Source organism: Mycobacterium gallinarum, assembly GCF_010726765.1.
Lineage (GTDB): Bacteria > Actinomycetota > Actinomycetes > Mycobacteriales > Mycobacteriaceae > Mycobacterium > Mycobacterium gallinarum.
Map to the genome: position 1 here is coordinate 571265 of NZ_AP022601.1, position 21131 is coordinate 592395.

At 65.9% G+C, this 21131-nt stretch carries 22 protein-coding genes; 14 read left to right on the forward strand and 8 right to left on the reverse strand.

The annotated features are described in order from the left end of the window. Positions 1-14: 14 nt before the first annotated feature. Positions 15-1046 carry an ATP-dependent 6-phosphofructokinase gene (locus tag G6N42_RS02765; RefSeq protein WP_163686237.1) on the forward strand — a complete coding sequence of 344 codons (1032 nt, stop codon included), beginning with the start codon at positions 15-17 and terminating at the stop codon, positions 1044-1046. 23 nt (positions 1047-1069) lie between these two features. Further along, positions 1070-2572 carry an Asp-tRNA(Asn)/Glu-tRNA(Gln) amidotransferase subunit GatB gene (gatB, locus tag G6N42_RS02770; RefSeq protein WP_163725734.1) on the forward strand — a complete coding sequence of 501 codons (1503 nt, stop codon included), beginning with the start codon at positions 1070-1072 and terminating at the stop codon, positions 2570-2572. Here the strand turns inward: gatB and G6N42_RS02775 are convergent. Continuing rightward, entirely contained in the window at positions 2569-3180 is a 612-nt protein-coding gene (locus G6N42_RS02775; RefSeq protein ID WP_163725737.1) for a TetR/AcrR family transcriptional regulator, read from the reverse strand. The two genes, gatB and G6N42_RS02775, sit on opposite strands and share 4 nt — an antisense overlap. 98 nt (positions 3181-3278) lie before the next feature. Here G6N42_RS02775 and G6N42_RS02780 point away from each other — a divergent pair, with 98 nt between their 5' ends. After that, on the forward strand, positions 3279-4013 hold the full coding sequence (locus G6N42_RS02780; protein ID WP_163725740.1) for a 3-oxoacyl-ACP reductase family protein: 735 nt from the start codon (positions 3279-3281) through the stop codon (positions 4011-4013). 2 nt (positions 4014-4015) lie between these two features. Beyond that, on the forward strand, positions 4016-4333 hold the full coding sequence (locus tag G6N42_RS02785; RefSeq protein WP_163725742.1) for a DMT family transporter: 318 nt from the start codon (positions 4016-4018) through the stop codon (positions 4331-4333). A 56-nt stretch (positions 4334-4389) separates the two neighbouring features. On the opposite strand, the gene G6N42_RS02790 is transcribed toward G6N42_RS02785, so the two are convergent. Next, positions 4390-5511, reverse strand: a complete 1122-nt coding sequence (locus G6N42_RS02790; protein WP_163725744.1) for a PQQ-dependent sugar dehydrogenase — start codon at positions 5509-5511, stop codon at positions 4390-4392. A 140-nt stretch (positions 5512-5651) separates the two neighbouring features. Here G6N42_RS02790 and G6N42_RS02795 point away from each other — a divergent pair, with 140 nt between their 5' ends. After that, on the forward strand, positions 5652-6485 hold the full coding sequence (locus G6N42_RS02795; RefSeq protein ID WP_163725746.1) for a DoxX family protein: 834 nt from the start codon (positions 5652-5654) through the stop codon (positions 6483-6485). A 4-nt stretch (positions 6486-6489) separates the two neighbouring features. On the opposite strand, the gene G6N42_RS02800 is transcribed toward G6N42_RS02795, so the two are convergent. Next, positions 6490-6831, reverse strand: coding sequence for a PH domain-containing protein (locus G6N42_RS02800; RefSeq protein WP_163690562.1), 342 nt, complete (start codon positions 6829-6831; stop codon positions 6490-6492). Between the two features lie 333 nt (positions 6832-7164). Between G6N42_RS02800 and G6N42_RS02805 the strand changes: the two genes are divergently transcribed. Genes G6N42_RS02805 through ilvC form a run of 3 tightly spaced genes read left to right on the forward strand, consistent with a single transcriptional unit; the run spans position 7165 to position 10577 of the window. Further along, complete coding sequence (locus tag G6N42_RS02805; RefSeq protein WP_163725749.1) at positions 7165-9018, forward strand: acetolactate synthase large subunit; 1854 nt, start codon at positions 7165-7167, stop codon at positions 9016-9018. Beyond that, positions 9018-9524, forward strand: a complete 507-nt coding sequence (gene ilvN / locus G6N42_RS02810) for an acetolactate synthase small subunit (RefSeq protein WP_163725751.1) — start codon at positions 9018-9020, stop codon at positions 9522-9524. Before G6N42_RS02805 ends, ilvN begins: the two co-directional genes overlap by 1 nt. A 51-nt stretch (positions 9525-9575) precedes the next feature. Beyond that, positions 9576-10577 (forward strand): ketol-acid reductoisomerase, encoded by a 1002-nt coding sequence (gene ilvC / locus G6N42_RS02815; protein WP_174262205.1) that lies wholly within the window; start codon positions 9576-9578, stop codon positions 10575-10577. 63 nt (positions 10578-10640) lie between these two features. Here the strand turns inward: ilvC and G6N42_RS02820 are convergent, their stop codons facing one another. Both G6N42_RS02820 and G6N42_RS02825 read right to left on the reverse strand, forming a co-directional pair. Next, entirely contained in the window at positions 10641-11111 is a 471-nt protein-coding gene (locus G6N42_RS02820; RefSeq protein ID WP_163725758.1) for a phosphoribosyltransferase, read from the reverse strand. A gap of 43 nt (positions 11112-11154) precedes the next feature. Then, on the reverse strand, positions 11155-11577 hold the full coding sequence (locus G6N42_RS02825; RefSeq protein ID WP_174261999.1) for a hypothetical protein: 423 nt from the start codon (positions 11575-11577) through the stop codon (positions 11155-11157). Between the two features lie 111 nt (positions 11578-11688). Here G6N42_RS02825 and G6N42_RS02830 point away from each other — a divergent pair, with 111 nt between their 5' ends. Next, positions 11689-12549: a MerR family transcriptional regulator gene (locus tag G6N42_RS02830; protein ID WP_163725761.1), complete on the forward strand. Its 861-nt coding sequence runs from the start codon at positions 11689-11691 to the stop codon at positions 12547-12549. Positions 12550-12613: 64 nt separating this feature from the next. Here the strand turns inward: G6N42_RS02830 and G6N42_RS02835 are convergent, their stop codons facing one another. After that, positions 12614-12826: a hypervirulence associated TUDOR domain-containing protein gene (locus G6N42_RS02835; protein ID WP_163725764.1), complete on the reverse strand. Its 213-nt coding sequence runs from the start codon at positions 12824-12826 to the stop codon at positions 12614-12616. Positions 12827-12863: 37 nt separating this feature from the next. Continuing rightward, complete coding sequence (locus G6N42_RS02840; protein WP_163725767.1) at positions 12864-14294, reverse strand: phytoene desaturase family protein; 1431 nt, start codon at positions 14292-14294, stop codon at positions 12864-12866. A 65-nt stretch (positions 14295-14359) separates the two neighbouring features. Between G6N42_RS02840 and serA the strand changes: the two genes are divergently transcribed. The 3 genes from serA to G6N42_RS02855 are packed head-to-tail and all read left to right on the forward strand — an operon-like array spanning position 14360 to position 17542. After that, positions 14360-15946, forward strand: coding sequence for a phosphoglycerate dehydrogenase (gene serA, locus G6N42_RS02845; protein WP_163725771.1), 1587 nt, complete (start codon positions 14360-14362; stop codon positions 15944-15946). Next, positions 15943-16953 carry a 3-isopropylmalate dehydrogenase gene (locus tag G6N42_RS02850; RefSeq protein WP_163725775.1) on the forward strand — a complete coding sequence of 337 codons (1011 nt, stop codon included), beginning with the start codon at positions 15943-15945 and terminating at the stop codon, positions 16951-16953. Before serA ends, G6N42_RS02850 begins: the two co-directional genes overlap by 4 nt. A 4-nt stretch (positions 16954-16957) precedes the next feature. Beyond that, positions 16958-17542, forward strand: a complete 585-nt coding sequence (locus G6N42_RS02855; protein WP_163725778.1) for a hypothetical protein — start codon at positions 16958-16960, stop codon at positions 17540-17542. 2 nt (positions 17543-17544) lie between these two features. On the opposite strand, the gene G6N42_RS02860 is transcribed toward G6N42_RS02855, so the two are convergent. Next, entirely contained in the window at positions 17545-18729 is a 1185-nt protein-coding gene (locus G6N42_RS02860) for an MFS transporter (RefSeq protein WP_163725781.1), read from the reverse strand. 114 nt (positions 18730-18843) lie between these two features. Between G6N42_RS02860 and G6N42_RS02865 the strand changes: the two genes are divergently transcribed. Next, entirely contained in the window at positions 18844-19632 is a 789-nt protein-coding gene (locus G6N42_RS02865) for a fumarylacetoacetate hydrolase family protein (protein WP_163725784.1), read from the forward strand. Then, complete coding sequence (gltX, locus tag G6N42_RS02870; protein WP_163725814.1) at positions 19629-21107, forward strand: glutamate--tRNA ligase; 1479 nt, start codon at positions 19629-19631, stop codon at positions 21105-21107. The genes G6N42_RS02865 and gltX overlap by 4 nt, the downstream gene beginning before the upstream one ends. The last annotated feature ends 24 nt before the right edge of the window (positions 21108-21131 follow it).

A 21131-nucleotide genomic window follows, 5' to 3' on the forward strand; every position in this document is an offset into this window, starting at 1 on the left:
GGCAGGATGGACAGATGCGCATCGGAGTACTCACTGGCGGAGGAGACTGTCCCGGCCTGAACGCGGTGATCCGCGCCGTGGTCCGCACCTGCGACGTGCGCTACGGCTCCAAGGTCGTCGGCTTTCTGGACGGCTGGCGCGGCCTCCTCGAGGACCGCCGCATTCAGCTGGCCAACGACGATCGCAATGACCGGCTGCTGGCCAAAGGCGGCACCATGCTGGGCACCGCCCGGGTGCATCCCGACAAGCTGCGCGCCGGGCTCGATCAGATCAAGCAGACGCTCGACGACAACGGGATCGACGTGCTCATCCCCATCGGCGGCGAGGGCACGCTGACCGCCGCGCACTGGCTGTCGGAGGAGAACGTCCCCGTGGTCGGGGTGCCCAAGACCATCGACAACGACATCGATTGCACCGATGTGACGTTCGGTCACGACACCGCACTCGGTGTGGCCAGTGAGGCCATCGACAGGCTGCACAGCACGGCGGAATCGCATCAGCGGGTGATGCTTGTCGAGGTGATGGGCCGCCACGCCGGCTGGATTGCGTTGAACGCGGGTCTGGCGTCCGGGGCGCACATGACGCTGATCCCCGAGCAGCCTTTCGACGTCGATGAGGTGTGCCGGCTGATCAAGCAGCGGTTTGTCCGCGGCGACGCCCACTTCATCTGTGTGGTGGCCGAAGGGGCCAAGCCGGCTGAGGGCACAATGCGGTTGCGCGAGGGCGGAATCGACGAGTTCGGCCACGAGAAGTTCACCGGTATCGCGCAGCAGCTCGCCGTCGAGGTCGAGAAGCGGATCAACAAGGAAGTGCGGGTCACCGTGCTCGGCCACGTCCAGCGCGGCGGCACCCCGACCCCGTACGACCGAATCTTGGCGACCCGTTTTGGGGTCAACGCCGCCGACGCCGCGCACGCGGGCGAGTACGGGATGATGGTGTCGCTGCGCGGTCAGGAGATCGGTCGGGTGCCGCTCGCCGACGCGGTGCGTCAGCTCAAGCTGGTGCCGCAGAGCCGCTACGACGACGCCGCCGAGTTCTTCGGCTGAGTCCTCTCACTAAGATCGGAGTCATGACTGTCGCCGCCGCTGAGCTTCTCGACTACGACGAGGTCATTGCCCGCTACGACCCCGTGATGGGCATGGAAGTCCACGTCGAACTCTCCACCGCCACCAAGATGTTCTGCGGGTGCACCAACGAATTCGGCGGCGAACCCAACACGCAGGTGTGCCCCGTGTGCCTGGGCCTGCCCGGTTCATTGCCGGTGCTCAACCAGTCCGCGGTCGAGTCGGCCATCCGGATCGGACTGGCACTGAACTGCGATATCGCCCCCTGGGGCCGCTTCGCCAGGAAGAACTACTTCTACCCGGACCAGCCGAAGAACTACCAGATCAGCCAGTACGACGAGCCGATCGCCGTCAACGGCTACCTCGACGTGCCGCTCGAGGACGAGACCACCTGGCGCGTGGAGATCGAACGCGCGCACATGGAGGAAGACACCGGCAAGCTGACACACCTCGGCAGCGACACCGGCCGCATCGAGGGTGCGACCACGTCGCTGCTCGACTATAACCGCGCCGGTGTGCCGCTGATCGAGATCGTCACCAAGCCAATCGAGGGCACCGGCGAACGCGCGCCGGAGATCGCCAAGGCGTATGTAACCGCGCTGCGAGATCTGTTGCGCGCCTTGGGAGTTTCCGACGTACGGATGGACCAGGGCTCGATGCGTTGCGACTCCAACCTGTCGCTGAAGCCCAAGGGTGCCACCGAGTTCGGCACACGCACCGAAACCAAGAACGTGAACTCGCTCAAGAGCGTGGAGGTCGCCGTCCGGTACGAGATGCGTCGTCAGGCAGCAATTCTCGAGGCGGGCGGCAAGATCACTCAGGAGACTCGCCACTTCCACGAAGACGGTTACACGACCGCCGGTCGCAGTAAGGAGACCGCACAGGACTACCGGTATTTCCCCGAGCCCGACCTCGAACCGGTCGCACCGAGCGCAGAACTCGTCGAACGGCTGCGGGGCACCATTCCCGAGCTACCGTGGTTGACCCGCAATCGGATTCAGCAGGACTGGGGCATCTCCGACGAGGTGATGCGCGATCTGGTGAACATCGGAGCTCTCGACCTGATTGCCGCAACCGTCGAACACGGCGCTACCAGTGATACCGCGCGCGCTTGGTGGGGAAACTTCCTGGTGCAGAAGGCCAATGAAGCGGGAGTGGAACTCGAGGCGCTCCCGATCACCCCGGCGCAGGTCGCCGCGGTGGTGAAGCTCGTCGACGAGGGCAAGCTGTCGAACAAGCTGGCGCGCCAGGTCGTCGAGGGCGTCTTGGCCGGCGAAGGTGAGCCCGAACAGGTGATGACCGATCGGGGACTCGCCGTCGTGCGCGACGACTCGCTGATCCAGGCTGCCGTCGACGAGGCCCTGGCTGCCAATCCCGATGTCGCGGAAAAGATTCGCGGCGGCAAGGTGCAGGCCGCCGGCGCCATCGTCGGCGCGGTGATGAAGGCGACCAAGGGCCAAGCCGACGCGGCCCGCGTACGCGAATTGGTGCTCGCCGCCTGCAGTTAGGCCACCTGCCCGACCAGTCCGTCCCACGCCGCGATCGCGCCCTCGGCTATCGACGACAACTTCTTTACATCGGCGCCGTCGCGAGCCTGAATCGCCATCCCGTGGTTCACCGTGTTGTAGAACGCGGCTATCGCGGCGGCGTCGGCGCCGGCCGGTACGTCACCCTCGGCGATCCCGCGTTCGACGCGTTCGCGAAAGTCGGTCTCGAGGGCCATTCGCCACTGCGCGAGATACTCGTGGACTGACCGGGTGTCGTCGCCGGACGTGGTCGCCGCGAGCACGATCATGCATCCTCGGGGATTGTCGGGGTCGCAGAAGACGACCGCGTGGTGGCGCAGCACCGCCGAGATCGCCTCCCGCGCAGTCGGTCGCTCCCGAAGCTCGGCGGCGGCCGTCGCGCCCAAGGTGTCGTTGTAATAGGCGACCGCCTCGCGGAAAAGCTCCTCCTTGGAGCCGAACGCCGCATAGAGGCTGGGGGAACTGATGCCCATCGCCGCCGTGAGGTGGCTCATCGAGGTGGCTTCGTAGCCGTGCTCCCAGAACACCTCCATGGCGCGCCGCAGGGCCTCGTCGCGGTCGAAGGCGCGGGGTCTCCCACGCGTCGCCATGCGCCACCTCCCTTTATGTATCGAACGACAAAGAATCCGTTGACAAGTGTAGCCTCCGCATTTAATTTTGTATCGAACGACACAAAAAGGAGGATTGGATGTCTGAATCGAGCGTTGCGTTGGTGACCGGCGGCAGCAGGGGGATTGGGGCGGCCATCGCCGAGCGACTGGCCGAGCAGGGCTCAGACGTGGCCATCACCTATGCCCAGTCCAAGGAGCGGGCCGACGAGGTTGTTGACCGCATCCGCGCCCACGGCCGCCGAGGGTTCGCCGTCAAGGCCGACAGCGCCGCCGCCGACGAGGTGGTGACCGCGGTCCAGCAGACCGCCGACGAGCTGGGTGGGCTGGACATCCTCGTCAACAATGCGGGCATCTACCCGTTCGGAGTCATCGACGACGTGCCGGCCGAGGACGTCGACCGCACCCTCGCCATTCACGTCCGCGCGGTGTATCTGGCGAGCCAGGCCGCGGTGCGACACATGTCGGCCGGCGGCCGGATCATCAGCATCGGAAGCAATCTCGCGCAGCGCGTGCCGTATCCGGGCATCGCGCTGTACGCGATGAGCAAGTCCGCTCTCATCGGCTTCACCAAGGGACTCGCCCGTGATGTCGGCGAGCGGGGGATCACAGTGAATGTCGTCCAACCTGGCTCGACCGATACCGACATGAATCCCGTCGACGGACACACGGCCGATGAGCAGCGTGCGGCGGCCGCCCTCGGCCGGTACGCCGATGCGCGCGAGATCGCCGACTCTGTCGCGTTTTTGGCAAGTCCCGCCGCGTCATACATCACCGGAGCAGTGCTCACCGTCGACGGCGGCACGAACGCCTGACCATGGCATGGGTGATTCTCGTCTGCGCGGGCCTGCTCGAAATCGTCTGGGCCACCGCGCTCAAACAATCCGACGGCCTCAGCCGACTGTGGCCGAGTGTCATCGGTGTCGGCGGAGCTGTGCTCAGCTTCACTCTGCTCGCGGTGGCGCTTCGGCAGTTGCCTGCGGGTACCGGCTACGCCGTGTGGGTCGGGATCGGCGCGGTCGGTGTTGCGGTGGCAGGCATGGTCCTGTTCTGTGAGACCGTCAGTGTGGCGCGGGTGTTGTTCCTGTCGATCATCGTCGTCGGCATCGTTGGACTACGCCTTGTCGAGGCCTGAAGCGCAACGGCTCGCTGTTCGGCGCTGCAGCGAAAACCGAAGTGCCCCAGCGATGTTTACGTAGCGTCCTCGTTCTTGCGCGGGAAGCCGCCGCCCTGCGGGAACAGCGGGAAGACGACGTCGTCGAGCTTCTCGGCATCACCGGCCGTCTTGTTGATGGTCGCGCCCCAGACGTTGCCGTCGGGCGAAACAGCCATCGCCCACGCATGGCCGTGCTGGTCCTGACGCACCACCTCGGGATCGCCGGTGACCGCGCCCGTGTCCGGTGCCATGCGAACGGCGACGGACTGTTTGGTGTTGACGAGGTTCACCAGCACGGTGCCGTCCAGTGCCGCACACCCGGCGACGCCCGGGCGGTCGGGCCACGTCCATACGGTCGACACCTTGGAGTCCTTGGCGATCTTCTGTAGGCGATCACCGGTCGGTGTGCGATCGGTGACGTACAGCGACTCGTCCGACGGGTCGATGCACACCCCGCCGCCGGCGCCCATACCGGACAGCGCCGTCGTCGTCGGCGCCTGGTCGACCGTCGTCGGCTGCTCGATCCGCAACAACTTGCCGGCCAGTGAGCGAGGATCACCGGCCTGAGCGGGGTCACCGGCGTCGCCCGTCTGTACCAGCAGGGTGGTCGGGCTGGTGAAGATCAGCGACCCGGTGTTACCGGTCGCGCCTTTGGGGATGCCGGTCAGGATCGGCTTGGGAATGTCGCCGTCGGCGATGCGGATGACCCGGTTGTCGGTCGGGGTGCTGACGTAGGCGTACATCAGCCGGTCCTGGGCGTACGTCGGTGACAAGACGATGTCCATGAGCCCGCCGTCACCGGACCCGTCGACGGGCAGGACGACTTTGACCTTCGGTTCGGCGCGCACCGACACCTCTTTGACCGCGCCGGTCGTGCGTTCGCCCACCAGCGCGGACTGGCTGTCGGGCAGCATGATGAGGCCGCTCGTGCTTTCCAGGCAGCCCTGCATGACGCCGGGCGCCGGGCATTCCTTGGGGAACGGCTTGGGCGGCAGCGGCGGAGGTGGCGGCGGCTTCGACGACGGCCCGGGCTTCAGTTCCGGCTCGGTCGTGAACGGTTGCGACTGCGCATCGTCGAATCGCGCGCAGCCCGACGCCACCAGCAACGCCGCACACACCACGGCGAACACAGCCCGCATCGGCCGGCGCAGTCTCATGCGAGCCAGATTACGGATCGTTCGGTGGTGCGCGCCACGCACATGCTTGCGCCGTACGCGGAAAGGGCCCGCGAAATGGTCGCCCGAAAGCGCCGCGCCAATCCTCGGATCACAGGTGAATAGCCCTTACGCTGGGGGCCGTGACCAGTCAACCCCACGACCCAAGCGCGTGGCAGCGGCCCGACGACGCGGCCGGGCGCCCCATGACGGCGAGCCTGGTCGACCCCGAGGACGATCTTCCGTCCGCGAATTACGCCGGCGACTTCGAAACGACGGCGATCCCGCCGTACGACTCCGGCCGGTCTTCTTCCGAAACCGCCGGCGGCTTCGGGCTGCTCAACGAGCCCGAACCGCTGCCGTACGTCCAGCCGGGCGGTCGGCATTCCTTGTATGGCGCAGAACCGGCCGAGTACGGGCCGGATATCGACGCTCACACCCGGGGCGATGACCGCCGCGGCACCCAGGATCTCGGTCTTCTCTTCTTGCGCCTCGGAATCGGCGCGATCCTGATCGCGCACGGACTGCAGAAGGCCTTCGGTTTGTTCGACGGCCCCGGCCTGGACGGCTGGGGCGATTCGTTGAGCACGATGGGCTTCAAATACGCCGACATCCTGACCTACGTCACGACCTTTGGTCAGATCGCCGCGGGCCTGCTGTTGATGCTCGGTCTGTTCACCCCGGTGGCGGCGGCCGGCGCGCTGGCATACCTGGTGACCGGCCTGCTCGCCGAGGCGATGGCAGCCCACGAAGAGGCCAGGCTCGCGTTGTTCCTCACCGATGGCCACGAATACAAGGTGTTCCTGGCGGGCGCAGTGGCGGCGCTCATCCTGACCGGTCCCGGCCGGTACGGTCTCGACGCCGGACGCGGCTGGGCCCGACGCCCCTTTGTCGGCTCGTTCATCGCGTTGCTGCTTGCGGTCGGCGTCGGTGTGGCGGCCTGGGTGCTGCTCAACGGCGGCAATCCGCTGGGTTAGCGCGTTACGCGTAGGGGTTGGGCACCCGGCCCGCGCTCACCTCGGTGAGCTGCGGCAACGTCGCGAAGGTCACCGCGGGGAGTCGGAGTTCGCCGCCGTCTTTGAGCTGCGCGGTCGCCCAGGACGACCTGCCGAACCGCAGGCCGTCGATGTCATCCCAGCCGACGGTCTGGCTGTCCAGCAGGGTCCGAGCGGTCACCGTTGTGGCGTCGGCGATCGTGCGGTACCTGACCACCGCGATCGACAGCAGGATCGGGATGACGAGCAGGAGCGCAACCCAGTGCGGACCGGCGAGAATCACCGCCAGCAGGCCCAGCGTGAAGAATCCGACCGCAAAATGTGCCATCGGGGAAATCCGGATGACGACGGGCTGCGGATCGGTGTCGGCGCTCACATGGCCAGTTTGGCACTGTGGGCGAGATGCCGGGAATTTGGCCGCCCCGGCGGTGCCGGGAATTTGACCGCTGACCTGTGCGGAGGCTACCGTCAAGTGTTATGCAGGCCCCGGGAGTGCTCGTAGTAATTGGGAAGCGCGTTGATGCCGCGCTAGCCCTCGCCCGGGCATAGCCAACAGCATCGACGCGCGACCCTCGTACAGCAGCCCAGCTGACGGGGGTTTTTTCTTGCCCCACCACCGATTTGAGATCCTAGAAACAACCAGGAACAGAGAGAGAAGATCGTGAGCGCACCCACCACGCGACCGCCCGAGCAGTCGGACACCGCGCCGAACGGGACACATGCCGCACCCAAGCCCAGCTCGGCGCCGTCCAAACGCATTGCGCCGCACCAGCTCACAGGAGCGCAGGCAGTAATCCGGTCGCTGGAGGAACTCGACGTCGACACCATCTTCGGCATCCCCGGCGGTGCCGTGTTGCCGGTCTATGACCCGCTTTTCGACTCGCAGAAGTTGCGCCATGTCCTGGTGCGTCACGAGCAGGGGGCCGGCCACGCCGCGAGTGGCTATGCACACGCCACCGGCAAGGTCGGTGTGTGCATGGCGACGTCGGGTCCGGGTGCGACCAACCTGGTCACTCCGCTGGCTGACGCCTACATGGACTCGATCCCCGTCGTCGCGGTCACCGGGCAGGTCGGGCGCGCGCTGATCGGCACGGACGCGTTCCAGGAAGCCGACATCTCCGGCATCACGATGCCCATCACCAAGCACAACTTCCTGGTCCGCGACGGCGACGACATCGCGCGCGTGATGGCCGAGGCGTTCCACCTCGCGCGGTCGGGCCGCCCGGGCCCGGTGCTCGTCGACATCCCGAAGGACGTGCTGCAGGGGCAGTGCACGTTCAGCTGGCCGCCGCAGATCGATCTGCCTGGCTACAAGCCGAACACCAAGCCGCACAACCGCCAGGTTCGTGAGGCCGCCAAACTGATCGCGTCGGCCCGCAGGCCGGTCCTGTACGTGGGCGGCGGCGTGATCCGCGGCGAGGCCACCGACGAACTGCTGAATCTGGCCGAGCTGACCGGGATCCCGGTCGTCACCACCCTGATGGCCCGCGGCGCGTTCCCGGACAGCCATCCGCAGAACATGGGCATGCCCGGGATGCACGGCACGGTGGCCGCGGTGGCCGCTCTGCAGCGCAGCGATCTGCTGATCGCGTTGGGTACGCGCTTCGACGACCGGGTGACCGGCAAGCTGGATTCCTTTGCGCCGGAAGCCAAGGTGATCCACGCCGACATCGACCCGGCCGAGATCGGTAAGAACCGCCACGCCGACGTGCCGATCGTCGGCGACGTCAAAGCTGTGATCACCGACCTGATCGAGGTGCTACGGCGCGACGGCAGCATCGGATCGATCAAGACCGACAAATGGTGGGAGTATCTGCGCGGCGTGCAGTCGACCTACCCGTTGAGCTACGGCGCGCAGAGCGACGGCAGCCTCTCGCCCGAGTACGTCATCGAGACCCTGGGCAAGATCGCGGGCCCGGACGCGGTGTACGTCGCAGGCGTTGGGCAGCACCAGATGTGGGCCGCGCAGTTCATCAAGTACGAGAATCCCAAGACCTGGTTGAACTCAGGCGGCCTCGGCACCATGGGCTTCGCGGTGCCGGCGGCAATGGGGGCCAAGTTCGGCCGTCCGGAAGCCGAGGTGTGGGCCATCGACGGCGACGGCTGCTTCCAGATGACCAATCAGGAACTGGCGACGTGTGCCGTCGAGGGCGCGCCCATCAAGGTCGCGATCATCAACAACGGCAATCTGGGCATGGTGCGGCAATGGCAGACGCTCTTCTACGAGGAGCGCTACAGCCAAACCGATCTCGCCACGCATTCACACCGCATCCCGGACTTCGTCAAGCTGGCCGAGGCCCTCGGCTGTGTCGGATTGCGTTGTGAGCGTGCCGAAGACGTCGAGTCCGTCATCCAGCAGGCACGGGAGATCAACGACCGTCCCGTCGTCATCGACTTCATCGTCGGCGCGGACGCGCAGGTGTGGCCAATGGTGGCCGCAGGTACCAGCAATGACGAGATCCAGGCCGCGCGCGGTATCCGCCCGCTGTTCGACAACGAAGAGGGGCACGCCTGATGGCCGTCAACACCCACACCCTTTCGGTGCTCGTCGAGGACAAGCCCGGCGTGCTGGCGCGCGTAGCGTCGCTGTTCTCACGGCGTGGCTTCAACATTCAGTCACTCGCGGTCGGTGCGACCGAGCAGAAGGACATGTCCAGGATGACGATCGTGGTGAGTGTCGAGGACTCACCGCTCGAGCAGATCACCAAGCAGCTCAACAAGCTGGTCAACGTGATCAAGATCGTCGAACAGGACGAGGACAACGCGGTCGCTCGAGAGCTGGCGCTCATCAAGGTGCGCACCGACGCAACCACGCGCAGCCAGGTCATCGAGGCAGTGAATCTATTCCGCGCCAAGGTCGTTGATGTTTCTACAGAGTCGCTGACCGTCGAGGCGACCGGCACCCCGGAGAAGCTCGAGGCACTGCTGAGGGTGTTGGAGCCGTATGGAATCCGCGAGCTCGTGCAGTCCGGTGTGGTGTCCCTGTCGCGCGGTCCGCGCGGCATCGGCACCGTCAAATAATCCCAATCAGTAGAAGAGCAAAGAGAAGGAAAGTCACGAATGCCAGTTGAGATGTTCTACGACGACGACGCGGACCTGTCGATCATTCAGGGACGCAAGGTCGGCGTCATCGGCTACGGCAGCCAGGGCCACGCACACTCGCTGTCTCTGCGCGACTCCGGCGTGCAGGTGAAGGTCGGCCTGAAGGAGGGATCGAAGTCCCGCGACAAGGTCACCGAGCAGGGGCTGGACGTGGATACGCCCGCCGAGGTGGCCAAGTGGGCCGACGTGATCATGTTGCTGGCGCCCGACACCGCCCAGGCCGACATCTTCAAGAACGACATCGAGCCCAATCTGGAGGACGGCAACGCGCTGTTCTTCGGTCACGGCCTGAACATCCACTTCGACCTGATCAAGCCGCCGGCCAACGTCACCATCGGCATGGTTGCCCCGAAGGGCCCCGGCCACCTGGTGCGCCGTCAGTTCGTCGACGGTAAGGGTGTGCCGTGTCTGATCGCGGTCGACCAGGATCCCAAGGGCGAGGGCCAGGCGCTCGCACTCTCGTACGCCAAGGGGATCGGTGGCACCCGCGCGGGCGTCATCAAGACGACGTTCAAGGACGAGACCGAGACCGACCTCTTCGGTGAGCAGGCCGTGTTGTGCGGTGGCACCGAGGAACTCGTCAAGACCGGCTTCGACGTCATGGTCGAGGCGGGCTACGAGCCCGAGTTGGCCTACTTCGAGGTGCTCCACGAACTCAAGCTCATCGTCGACCTCATGTACGAGGGCGGCATCGCGCGGATGAACTACTCGGTCTCCGACACCGCGGAGTTCGGTGGCTACCTGTCCGGGCCGCGAGTGATCGACGCCGACACCAAGCAGCGCATGAAGCAGATTCTGGCCGAAATCCAGGACGGCACTTTCGTGAAGCGTCTGGTCGCCAACGTCGAGGGCGGCAACAAGGAACTCGAGCGACTGCGCAAGGAGAACGCCGAGCATCCCATCGAGGTGACCGGCAAGAAGCTGCGCGACTTGATGAGCTGGGTCGACCGCCCCATCACCGAAACCGCCTGACCGTGTGATTTCGGTGTCGCTGGTCGCGCCTACCGCGACTGGCTACACCGAAATCGCGACGGTTCACGACTGCGCCGGCTGCAGACCGGTCCACGGAAATTCGATCCACAGATCGGTCCGGCGCCAGACGTATTCGCAATCGATTTCCGATTGCGGCTTCTGGTAGACGACGGCGCAGCGGACCTCGGCGACGTGTTCGGCGCAGAAGTCGCGGACGAAACGCAGTGTCGCCCCGGTGTCCGCGACGTCGTCGGCGATCAGCATGCGTGCACCACCCAGATCTGCGACATCGGGCAGGGGAGGCAGCAGTACCGGCGCATCCAGGCGCTGGTCCACGCCGGTGTAGTACTCGACGTTCATCATGTGCACCTTTTTGACCTCCAGCGCGTAGCCGAGCGCGCCTGCGACGAACAACCCACCGCGCGCCACAGCGAGTATGAGATCGGGTGCGAAACCGTCGTCGACGACGGCGGAGGCGAGTTGCCGTGTCGCGGCGCCGAACTGGTCCCACGACAGTTCTTCCCGGTCGGTCATTGGCAAACCGTAATCGCTTGCCGGCAATTCCGCGGGAACGCCGCTACGGACGGCGTTCGTGGCCGGGCTTGCCGTGCGTGCGGCGCCGCTCCTTCATGTCCGCCTCGAACACGTGGCGCGCGCCCTGTTGCAACTCCGCACGCACGCGTTGTTCATGGTCACGGAACAAAGACCAGTAGTTGTCGTCGAACTCCTCGACGATCTGGAAGGTCCAGCGTCCGTACAGGACATTACGGCCGACGACTTCGTCCTCGAGTCGGTCGGCCACTGCGTCATGCCCGGCCTCACGCAGTTGGTCGCACGCTTTGCCAAGCAGAAGATCGGCATGGCCCATCAGCTGATGGAACGAATACAAGTGGCCGCGGGCGCGCTCCACGAATTCGAGCGCCTCGGATACCGTGCCGACGGCCTCGACCGTCGCGTCGTCCAGGCCGGCCGGGCGCCGGGGATTCTCGGGCTGTGTCACGGCGAAACGGATACCCGATATGGCGAGTCAGACACGGTTCCGCACAAAATTTGCATCGTTTGTGCATTGAATAGCGATATATGTCCAGATCGAAGCTCTATTCTGGCGGGGTTGACCACGTCGAGTAAGCACAAGAACGTCACCGCGGACGAGCCCCTGTACACCGTCCGCGTCGTCGCTGAGCGTCTTGGCGTGCCCACCGCGACACTGCGCAGCTGGAATCAGCGTTACGGCGTGGGTCCGTCCGAACACAGCCCGGGTCGGCACCGCCTCTACAGCGAGACCGACATTGCGGTTGCACGGCGGATGTACGAACTCATCGTCGAGGGTGCGAGCCCGCGCAGCGCGGCGCGAACCGCGATCGACTCGGTACGACCGGCCCGAGGAGATTCCGCGGCGCTGCTCGACTCCGCCTTCGATTTCGATGTGTTCACCGCAGGTCTGCTGCTCGATCGTCATCTGCGCCATTTCGGTGTGCTCGACACGTGGAATCAACTGATACGTCCGGCGTTCGACGACATCGCCCAACGGCAGGCCCAAGGGGAGGGCTGCATCGACGTCGAGCATGCGCTGTCGTGGACCGTGACACGGTCGTTGCAGCGTTACCCTATTGCTGCGCCTGAAGAATCGGCGTCCATCATTCTCGCCTGCACGCCGCGCGAAACGCACTTTCTCGCACTGGAAGCGCTGCGCGCGGCCCTTGCAGAACATGGACGCGGCGTGTTGATGCTCGGCGCGGACGTCCCGCGGGCTGCGCTTCTCGATGCGGTCCAGCGCAAAGGAAGACCGGTGACGGCATTGTTGTGGTCGCAGACCGAGGACACCGCTGACTTTCAAACGGTCAACGACCTTGCCGAGCACGCCTCGGTCAGTGTCGGCGGTCCGGGCTGGGAGGCGGTGATCGACCGGATTCACGCGTCGCGGCTGAACAGCCTTGGTGAAGCCGTCGACCACTTCGCCGCTGCGAACTAGAACCGTTTCGTTTGGTCGGCACCACCTTGTATTCCGCTGTGTCGAGCCACTTTTTGACGTTGCACTACTTCGACCGCTGCAAAGCGTCCGGTTTGTGCACGGCGTCGCGTCCGCTCTTGTCGCTGCGCACCCGGTACTGCGGTTCGTCCGGTGACGCACGCACCGTCCGTCCCGCCGTCTCGCGGTCGCTGGTGATCTTCTCCTCGACAGTCCCGGTGACGGTCGTTCCGTGGCTACTCCATTGGACCTTGTCGCCCTTGTGAAACTCCGAACTCATATCGCGGGGATACCCGGGTGAAGTTCGGCAAAACCGGTTACGGCGAGAGGCTGGGAAGCGTCCTGATTCCGAATTCGCGGCGCAGCATGGTGCGTGCTGCGTAGAAGCCCGCCATACCGTGCACACCACCGCCGGGGGGAGTCGCCGACGAGCAGAGATAGACCTTCGGAATCGGAGTGGCCCATGGGTTGAGCCGCGGTGTCGGCCCCGCGAGCGCGTGCAGGAGCGTGTTGCCGCCGACGCCGATGTCACCACCGACGAGGTTGGCGTTGTGCTCGGCCAACCGGGAGGCCGGTACCGACCGCACCGCGACGACGACGTCACGGAAGCCGGGTGCGAAACGCTCGAAGATCTGGGTGATCGTCTCGGCTTGGTCGACAGGTGAGCCGTGGGGCACGTGCGCATAGGTCCACAGGGGCCGCCGCCCCTGCGCATCGATGCGGTTCGGGTCGGCCAGGTGCGGCAGCGAGGCGAGCACCATCGGCCATTCGGGATGCCTGCCCGCCGCGATCTCCTTTTCGGCATGCGCCATCTGCTCACGGCTGCCACCCATGTGCAGTGTCGGAGCGTCGGCCGCACGAGGGTCCGCCCACGGAATCTCGTCGGACAACACGAAATCCACCTTGGCTACGCCCGGGCCGAACCGATAGTGCTGCAAAGCTTTTGCGTATCGCGCGGGGACCGTGTTCCGGTAGATGGACAGCAGCGCCGTCGGCGCGGTGTCGAAAAGCACCACACCGCCTGGTGGTTCGGTGACCTCTTCGCCCACCGTGATGACACCGCCATGTGCGCGCAGGTCGGCGATGAGGGCGTCGGGAATGGCCTGGCTGCCGCCTACGGGGATGGGCCAGCCCACGGTGTGCGCGAGTGTGGCCAGCATCAGTCCGGCGCCGGTGGTGACGAACGACGGCATCCGGTTGATGGCATGTGCGGCAACGCCCGTGAACAACGCGCGGGCGTCGGCACCGGCGAGCCTGCCCCACAGCGGCGTGCCCTGCTCGAGCATGTTTCGCGCAAGGTACGCCGCGGCGATCAGATCGCGCGGGATCGAGCGCTTGTCCCCGAGGAGGAAGTCGACGACGCCCTCGTCGCGCTTGGTGAGTGGGCCGAGCAGCCGCCGCCACGAGTCGCCGTGCAGCAGCTCCGCGCAGGTGCGGTCCAGATCGTGATAACCGACCGCCGTGGGTTGACCGGGAAGCGGATTGGCGTACGAGACGGCGGGCACCTTCAAGTCCACCCCGCGGGCGGGCAGATCGAATTCCGCCAGGAACGGTGAGGCCAACGCGAGCGGGTGCACGGCCGAGCAGACATCGTGGGAGACCTCGCCGAACTCGGGGTCAGCGAGGGTCCGTGCGCCGCCACCCAGTGATGGCTGTGCCTCGAACACCTGCACTGACAGACCGGCGCGCGCGCAGATGACGGCGGCGGCCAAGCCGTTGGGTCCGCTGCCGACCACGGTGACGTCCATACCTACTCCCCTGTCGCTCCGCTCCTGCCCGCCGAAGCCCAATTACATCCCATTAGGCTGACCGCGTGAGCCTGCCCGTTGTATTGATCGCAGACAAGCTGGCCGAATCGACCGTCGCCGCGCTGGGTGACCAGGTGGAAGTGCGCTGGGTCGATGGTCCGGACCGAGAAAAGCTACTGGCCGCGGTGCCCGAGGCCGACGCACTGCTGGTGCGCTCGGCAACCACGGTTGATGCCGAGGTGCTCGCCGCCGCCACGAAACTCAAGATCGTCGCCCGCGCCGGCGTCGGCCTGGACAACGTCGACGTAGACGCGGCCACGGCGCGCGGCGTCCTCGTGGTCAACGCGCCGACCTCCAACATCCACAGCGCGGCCGAGCACGCGCTGGCGCTCATGCTGTCGGCCGCTCGGCAGATCCCCGCCGCCGACGCGACGCTGCGTGAGCACACGTGGAAGCGCTCGTCGTTCTCCGGCACCGAGATCTTCGGCAAGACCGTCGGCGTCGTCGGCCTCGGGCGCATCGGACAGTTGGTCGCCCAGCGACTGGCCGCCTTCGGCACGCACGTCGTGGCGTACGACCCGTACGTGTCGGCCGCTCGCGCCGCCCAATTGGGCATCGAGCTGCTCACTCTCGACGAGCTGTTGGGCCGCGCCGACTTCATCTCGGTGCACCTGCCCAAGACCAAGGAGACAGCCGGCCTGATCGGCAAGGAGGCGCTGGCCAAGACCAAGCCCGGCGTCATCATCGTCAACGCGGCACGCGGTGGCCTGATCGACGAAGCGGCGCTCTCGGACGCGATCACCAGCGGTCACGTGCGCGGCGCCGGCCTCGACGTGTTCGCCACCGAACCGTGCACGGACAGCCCGCTCTTCGAACTACCCCAGGTCGTTGTGACGCCACACCTCGGCGCGTCGACCGCAGAGGCGCAGGACCGGGCGGGCACCGACGTCGCCGAGAGCGTGAAGCTTGCGCTGGCAGGTGAGTTCGTACCCGACGCGGTGAACGTCGGCGGCGGCGTCGTCGGCGAGGAAGTCGCGCCGTGGCTGGATCTGGTCCGCAAACTGGGCCTGTTGGTCGGCGTGCTGTGCAGTGAACTTCCGGTGTCGCTGTCGATTCAGGTCCGCGGCGAGTTGGCGTCCGAAGAGGTTGACGTACTGCGCCTTTCAGCGCTGCGCGGGTTGTTCAGCGCTGTCATCGAGGACCCGGTCACCTTCGTCAACGCGCCGGCGCTGGCGGCCGAGCGCGGTGTCGAGGCCGACATCAGCACCGCAACCGAGAGCCCGAACCACCGCAGTGTGGTCGACGTGCGGGCGGTGTACGCCGACGGTTCGGTCGCCAACGTTTCCGGCACGCTGTCGGGTCCGCAACTGGTCGAGAAGATCGTCCAGATCAACGGCCGCAACTTCGATCTGCGCGCCGAAGGCGTCTACCTGATCGTCAACTACATCGACCAGCCGGGCACGTTGGGCAAGATCGGCACCCTCCTCGGCACCGCCGACATCAACATTCACGCCGCCCAGCTCAGCGAGGACGCGGAGGGGCCGGGCGCGACTATCCTGCTGCGCATCGACCGAGACGTACCCGAAGATGTCCGGGCGGCGATCACCGCGGCCGTCGGCGCCAAGCTGTTGGAAGTGGTGGACCTGACGTGAAACTGGCGGTCATCGCGGGCGACGGCATCGGCCCGGAGGTCATCGACGAAGCGGTCAAGGTACTCGATGCCGTCGTGCCGGGTGTCGACAAGACCAGCTACGACCTCGGGGCGCGGCGGTACCACGCCACCGGAGACGTACTGCCGGAATCGGTGCTCGACGAGCTCCGCGCGCACGATGCGATCCTGCTCGGCGCCATCGGCGACCCGTCGGTCCCCAGCGGTCTGCTGGAACGCGGTCTGCTGCTGCGAATCCGGTTCGCACTCGACCACCACATCAACCTGCGTCCCGCCCGGCTCTATCCGGGGGTGAGCAGTCCGTTGGCCGGAAACCCGGACATCGACTTCGTCGTAGTCCGTGAGGGCACCGAGGGTCCCTACACCGGGACCGGTGGAGCAATCCGCGTCGGCACACCTCATGAAATCGCCACCGAGGTCAGCGTCAACACCGCGTTCGGCGTGCGACGGGTCGTGCACGACGCGTTCGGCCGCGCGGCGAAACGGCGCAAACACCTGACCCTGGTGCACAAGAACAACGTCCTGACATATGCGGGTGCACTGTGGTGGCGCACCGTGCAGGAGGTCAGCGCCGAGTACCCCGACGTCGAGATCGCCTATCAACACGTCGACTCCGCCACCATCCACCTCGTCACCGACCCCGGCCGGTTCGACGTCATCGTCACCGACAACTTGTTCGGCGACATCGTCACCGACCTCGCGGCCGCGGTGTGCGGGGGCATCGGTCTGGCGGCCAGCGGCAACATCGACGCGACCCGAACCAACCCGTCGATGTTCGAGCCGGTGCACGGCAGCGCACCCGACATCGCGGGACAGGGGATCGCCGATCCCACCGCGGCGATCATGTCGGTGGCGCTGTTGCTTGCTCACGCGGGCGAACTCGACGCGGCCGCTCGCGTCGACAAGGCCGTGGAACGGCATCTGGCCACGCGCGGTGACGAGACGCGGTCCACCACCGAGATCGGCGATCGGATCGCGTCAAATCTCTAGTCGCGTGGCGACACTGAGTCGGCAGTGCTGGCTCTTCGCGATCGGTTCGTCACTGTTCGCGATCGCCACGATCCCCGGGTTGTCCGCCGTGGCAGGCGCCGGGATCGCCAACCTGCTGTGCTTCATCGGATCCTGGTTCTTCACGACCGCGGGCTGGATGCAACTGGTGCTGGCCCCTCCCGCGCAGCGCATCGGATGGCTTTCCGCGGCAACCCAGTTCGTCGGGACGATCCTTTTCAACATAAGTACCGCCTCTGCCCTGTGGGCACATGCGGTCAAACCGGAGCGCCGACTCGTGTGGGCGCCGGACGCCCTGGGGTCGCTGGCGTTTCTGATCAGCGGTGTCCTCGGCGTGATCGCGGTGACGGCGGTCGTCGGCATCATCGAGCTGAAATCCCGCGACTGGCAGGGGGAGTGGATCAACATGATCGGCTGTGTCGCTTTCGCGGTGTCCGCGCTCGGCGCCTTCGTCAGCGAATCCGGTGTCACCGTGGATGCCTGGATGGCGAACCTGGGCACATTCATCGGCGCCCTGTGCTTTCTGGTCGCCGCATTGGTCATGCTTCCGCGCCGCGCGCAGCGTGAGTGAGTTCAGTCCGTCTTAGGTTCGGCCGGGACCACGGGTATGGCCAGTAGCGGCAGCAGGGCGGAGACCGCGAACGCCACGGGGTAGCCGAGGGCGCCGATCAAGGCGCCGAACACGGGCGCAGACGCGGCGGAGGCGAAGAGTTGACTGGTGTTCTGCGTGCCCAATGCCCGTCCGCTCCAGAACGGTCCGGCGATCTCGGCGATGGCGGTGAATGCCAGCCCGTTGTCCGAGACGGTGATCACCGACGCGATCACCATGATCGCCACGCTGATCGGCGAACTGAGCCAGTCGGTCACCGCCAGCAGACCCATCGCGGCGGCGGCCGCCAGGGCAATCGTGCGGATCGGCCTCAGTCGCGAACCCGTCACGTCCGACCAACGGCCGGCGGCGATTCGACCACCCGCACCCAACACCTGCGCCACCGTGACGAGAGCGCCTGCCGACGCTGCCGACCATCCTCGGTCGGTCATCAACCACACCAACGCGAACGTCCACAGCACCGCTTGAGGCACCACCAGTAGTACGGAGACAGCGTGTATCCGGGTCAAGACCGACGATGCGCGATAGGGATTCGCCAGGTGCTCGGGTGGGGCCTCCGAGCGTGGTGGACGTGGCGGATCGATCACGAAGACCGCGCATACGACCGCGGAAAGCGCGCACACGATCGCCGGAAAACACAGTGCCGCAGAGATGCTGTACGCATCGGCCACTCGCGGAATCACCAAGGCGCCCAGGCCGACACCGAGCGGCGTTGCGGTTTGGCGGATGCCCATGACCAAGCCGCGTCGATCCGGTGGGAACCAGCCGACCACCAGTCGGCCGCTGGCCGAATTGCTACTGGCGGCGGCCATCCCGCCGAGCGTCAGGAACGCACCCATGGCGAACAGCGAGTCGACGGAAGCGGCCGCGAACGCCGCGGCGGCGATGAGCACCGAACCGAGGCTCAACACGATGCGCTCGCCGAACCGGTCGACAAGGTAGCCCCACGCGATGAGCGTGAGTACCAAGCCGAAGCCCGGCAGCGCTGATAGCAGGCCCGCAGCCCCGAGATCGAGTCCGCGCTCGCGCTGCAAGCTAGGAATGAGAAAGGCCACACCGTTGATGAATACGTTGGCGCTTGTCGTCGCAGCGAGCGCAATGACAAGCAGCGACCAGCGTCGCGCGGTGCTTATCGTGTCCGCGGACATGGCTCCATGGTCGCATGGCTATCTCATATGTCTGAACTATTATCTCAATATATGAGACGTCGCTGGCGCGGGAGCGGCCGCAGCACCAACTTTCGCGGCCACTAGGCTGACGACATGCGCCTTGGACGTATCGCCAGCCCAGACAGCGTCTGCTTCGTCAGCATCGAGGGCCCTCTCGACGACTCGGCCCGGGCAGTCGCCAAAGAGATTGCCGAGCATCCCTTCGGCACTCCGACCTTCACCGGACGGGAGTGGCCCCTGGCCGACGTGCGGATACTCTCGCCGATTCTGGCCAGCAAGGTCGTATGCATCGGAAAGAACTATGCGGCGCACGTCGCGGAAATGGGCGGGGGAGATTTCCCCGATCCGGTGATGTTCATGAAGCCCAACACCGCGATCATCGGTCCGAACGTGCCGATTCAGCTGCCGGCCGACGCCAGCCCGGTGCACTTCGAGGGTGAACTCGCCGTCGTCATCGGCCGAGTCTGCAAGGACGTTTCCGCCGCCCGCGCCGCGGAGAACATCCTGGGCTACACGATCGCCAACGACGTGTCGGCGCGTGATCAGCAGCAGAAGGACGGCCAGTGGACTCGGGCGAAAGGCCACGACACGTTCTGTCCGATCGGGCCGTGGATCGTCACCGATCTGGATCCGTCCGATCTCGCGTTGCGCACCGAGGTCAACGGCGAGACCAAACAGGACAGCCGGACATCGCTGATGATTCACGATGTCGGGGCGATCGTGGAGTGGATCTCAGCGGTGATGACACTGCTGCCCGGCGATGTCATCCTGACCGGGACGCCGGACGGGGTCGGCCCCATTGAAGGCGGCGACACCGTCACCGTCACCATCGAAGGTATCGGGAGCCTTTCCAATCCGGTTGTGCGCAAGGGAAAGTCATGACAGCTGATATGCGGGTGCGGTTCTGCCCGTCGCCAACCGGCACACCACACGTCGGCCTGATCCGTACCGCGCTGTTCAATTGGGCCTACGCGCGACATTGCGGCGGGGACTTCGTGTTCCGCCTGGAGGACACCGACGCCGAACGAGACAGCGAGGAAAGCTATCTGGCGCTGTTGGACGCCCTGAGCTGGCTCGGACTGAACTACGACGAAGGTCCCGACATCGGTGGACCGTACGCCCCGTACCGGCAGTCAGAACGCGGCGAGATATACCGGGACGTGCTGACACGGTTACAGGAATCCGGTGACGCCTATGAAGCGTTTTCGACGGCCGAGGAAGTCGAAGCCCGCCACGTCGCCGCGGGCCGAAACCCCAAACTCGGCTACGACAACTACGACCGCGAACTCACCGAAGCCCAGCGCACCGCGTTCCTCGAGGAGGGCCGCAGGCCGGTGCTCCGGCTGCGGATGCCTGCTGAAGACATCACCTGGAATGACCTCGTCCGCGGGGAAACAACATTCGCGGCGGGCGTCGTTCCCGATTTCGCGCTGACCCGCGCCAGCGGTGATCCGTTGTACACCTTGGTCAATCCGGTCGACGACGCGCTGATGAAGATCACGCACGTCCTGCGTGGCGAGGACCTGCTCCCGTCCACACCGCGCCAGATCGCGCTGTACCAGGCACTGATTCGTATCGGCGTCGCCGACCGGGTGCCCGAGTTCGCTCATTTGCCAAGCGTTCTGGGAGACGGCAACAAGAAGCTGTCCAAGCGCGATCCGCAGTCGAACCTGTTCGTTCACCGCGAACGGGGCTTCATTCCGGAGGGGCTGCTGAACTACCTGGCGCTGCTGGGCTGGGGTATCGCTGAAGACCACGACGTATTCAGCCTCGACGAGATGGTGGCTGCCTTCGACGTCGTCAACGTCAACTCCAACCCCGCCCGGTTCGATCAGAAGAAGGCGGACGCTCTCAACGCCGAACACATCCGCATGTTGGGTGAGGACGATTTCACCGCGCGGCTGGCGGCGTATTTCGCTGCCCACGGGCACGACACCGGCCTCGACGAAGCCCAATTCGCGGAGGCTGCGCGACTCGTGCAGACCCGAATCGTCGTGCTCGGCGACGCATGGGACCTGTTGAAGTTCCTCAACGACGCCGAGTTCACGCTCGACGAGAAGTCGGCGGCCAAGGAACTCAAGCCCGAAGCCGTCGCGGTGCTGGACGCCGCGCTCGCCGCGCTCGAAACAGTCGGCGAGTGGAGTACGGGGGAGATCGAAAACGCTCTGAAGGTGTCATTGTTGGAGAATCTGGAGCTCAAGCCGCGCAAGGCGTTCGGCCCGCTGCGTGTTGCGGCCACAGGTGCGTCGGTCAGCCCGCCGCTGTTCGAATCACTCGAGCTCCTGGGTCGGGACCGCAGCCTGCATCGGCTACGCGCGGGACGCGATCGTGCTGCCACCGTCGCAGACCAGGCGTGAGAAGGTGGCTGCAAATCTTTGGTA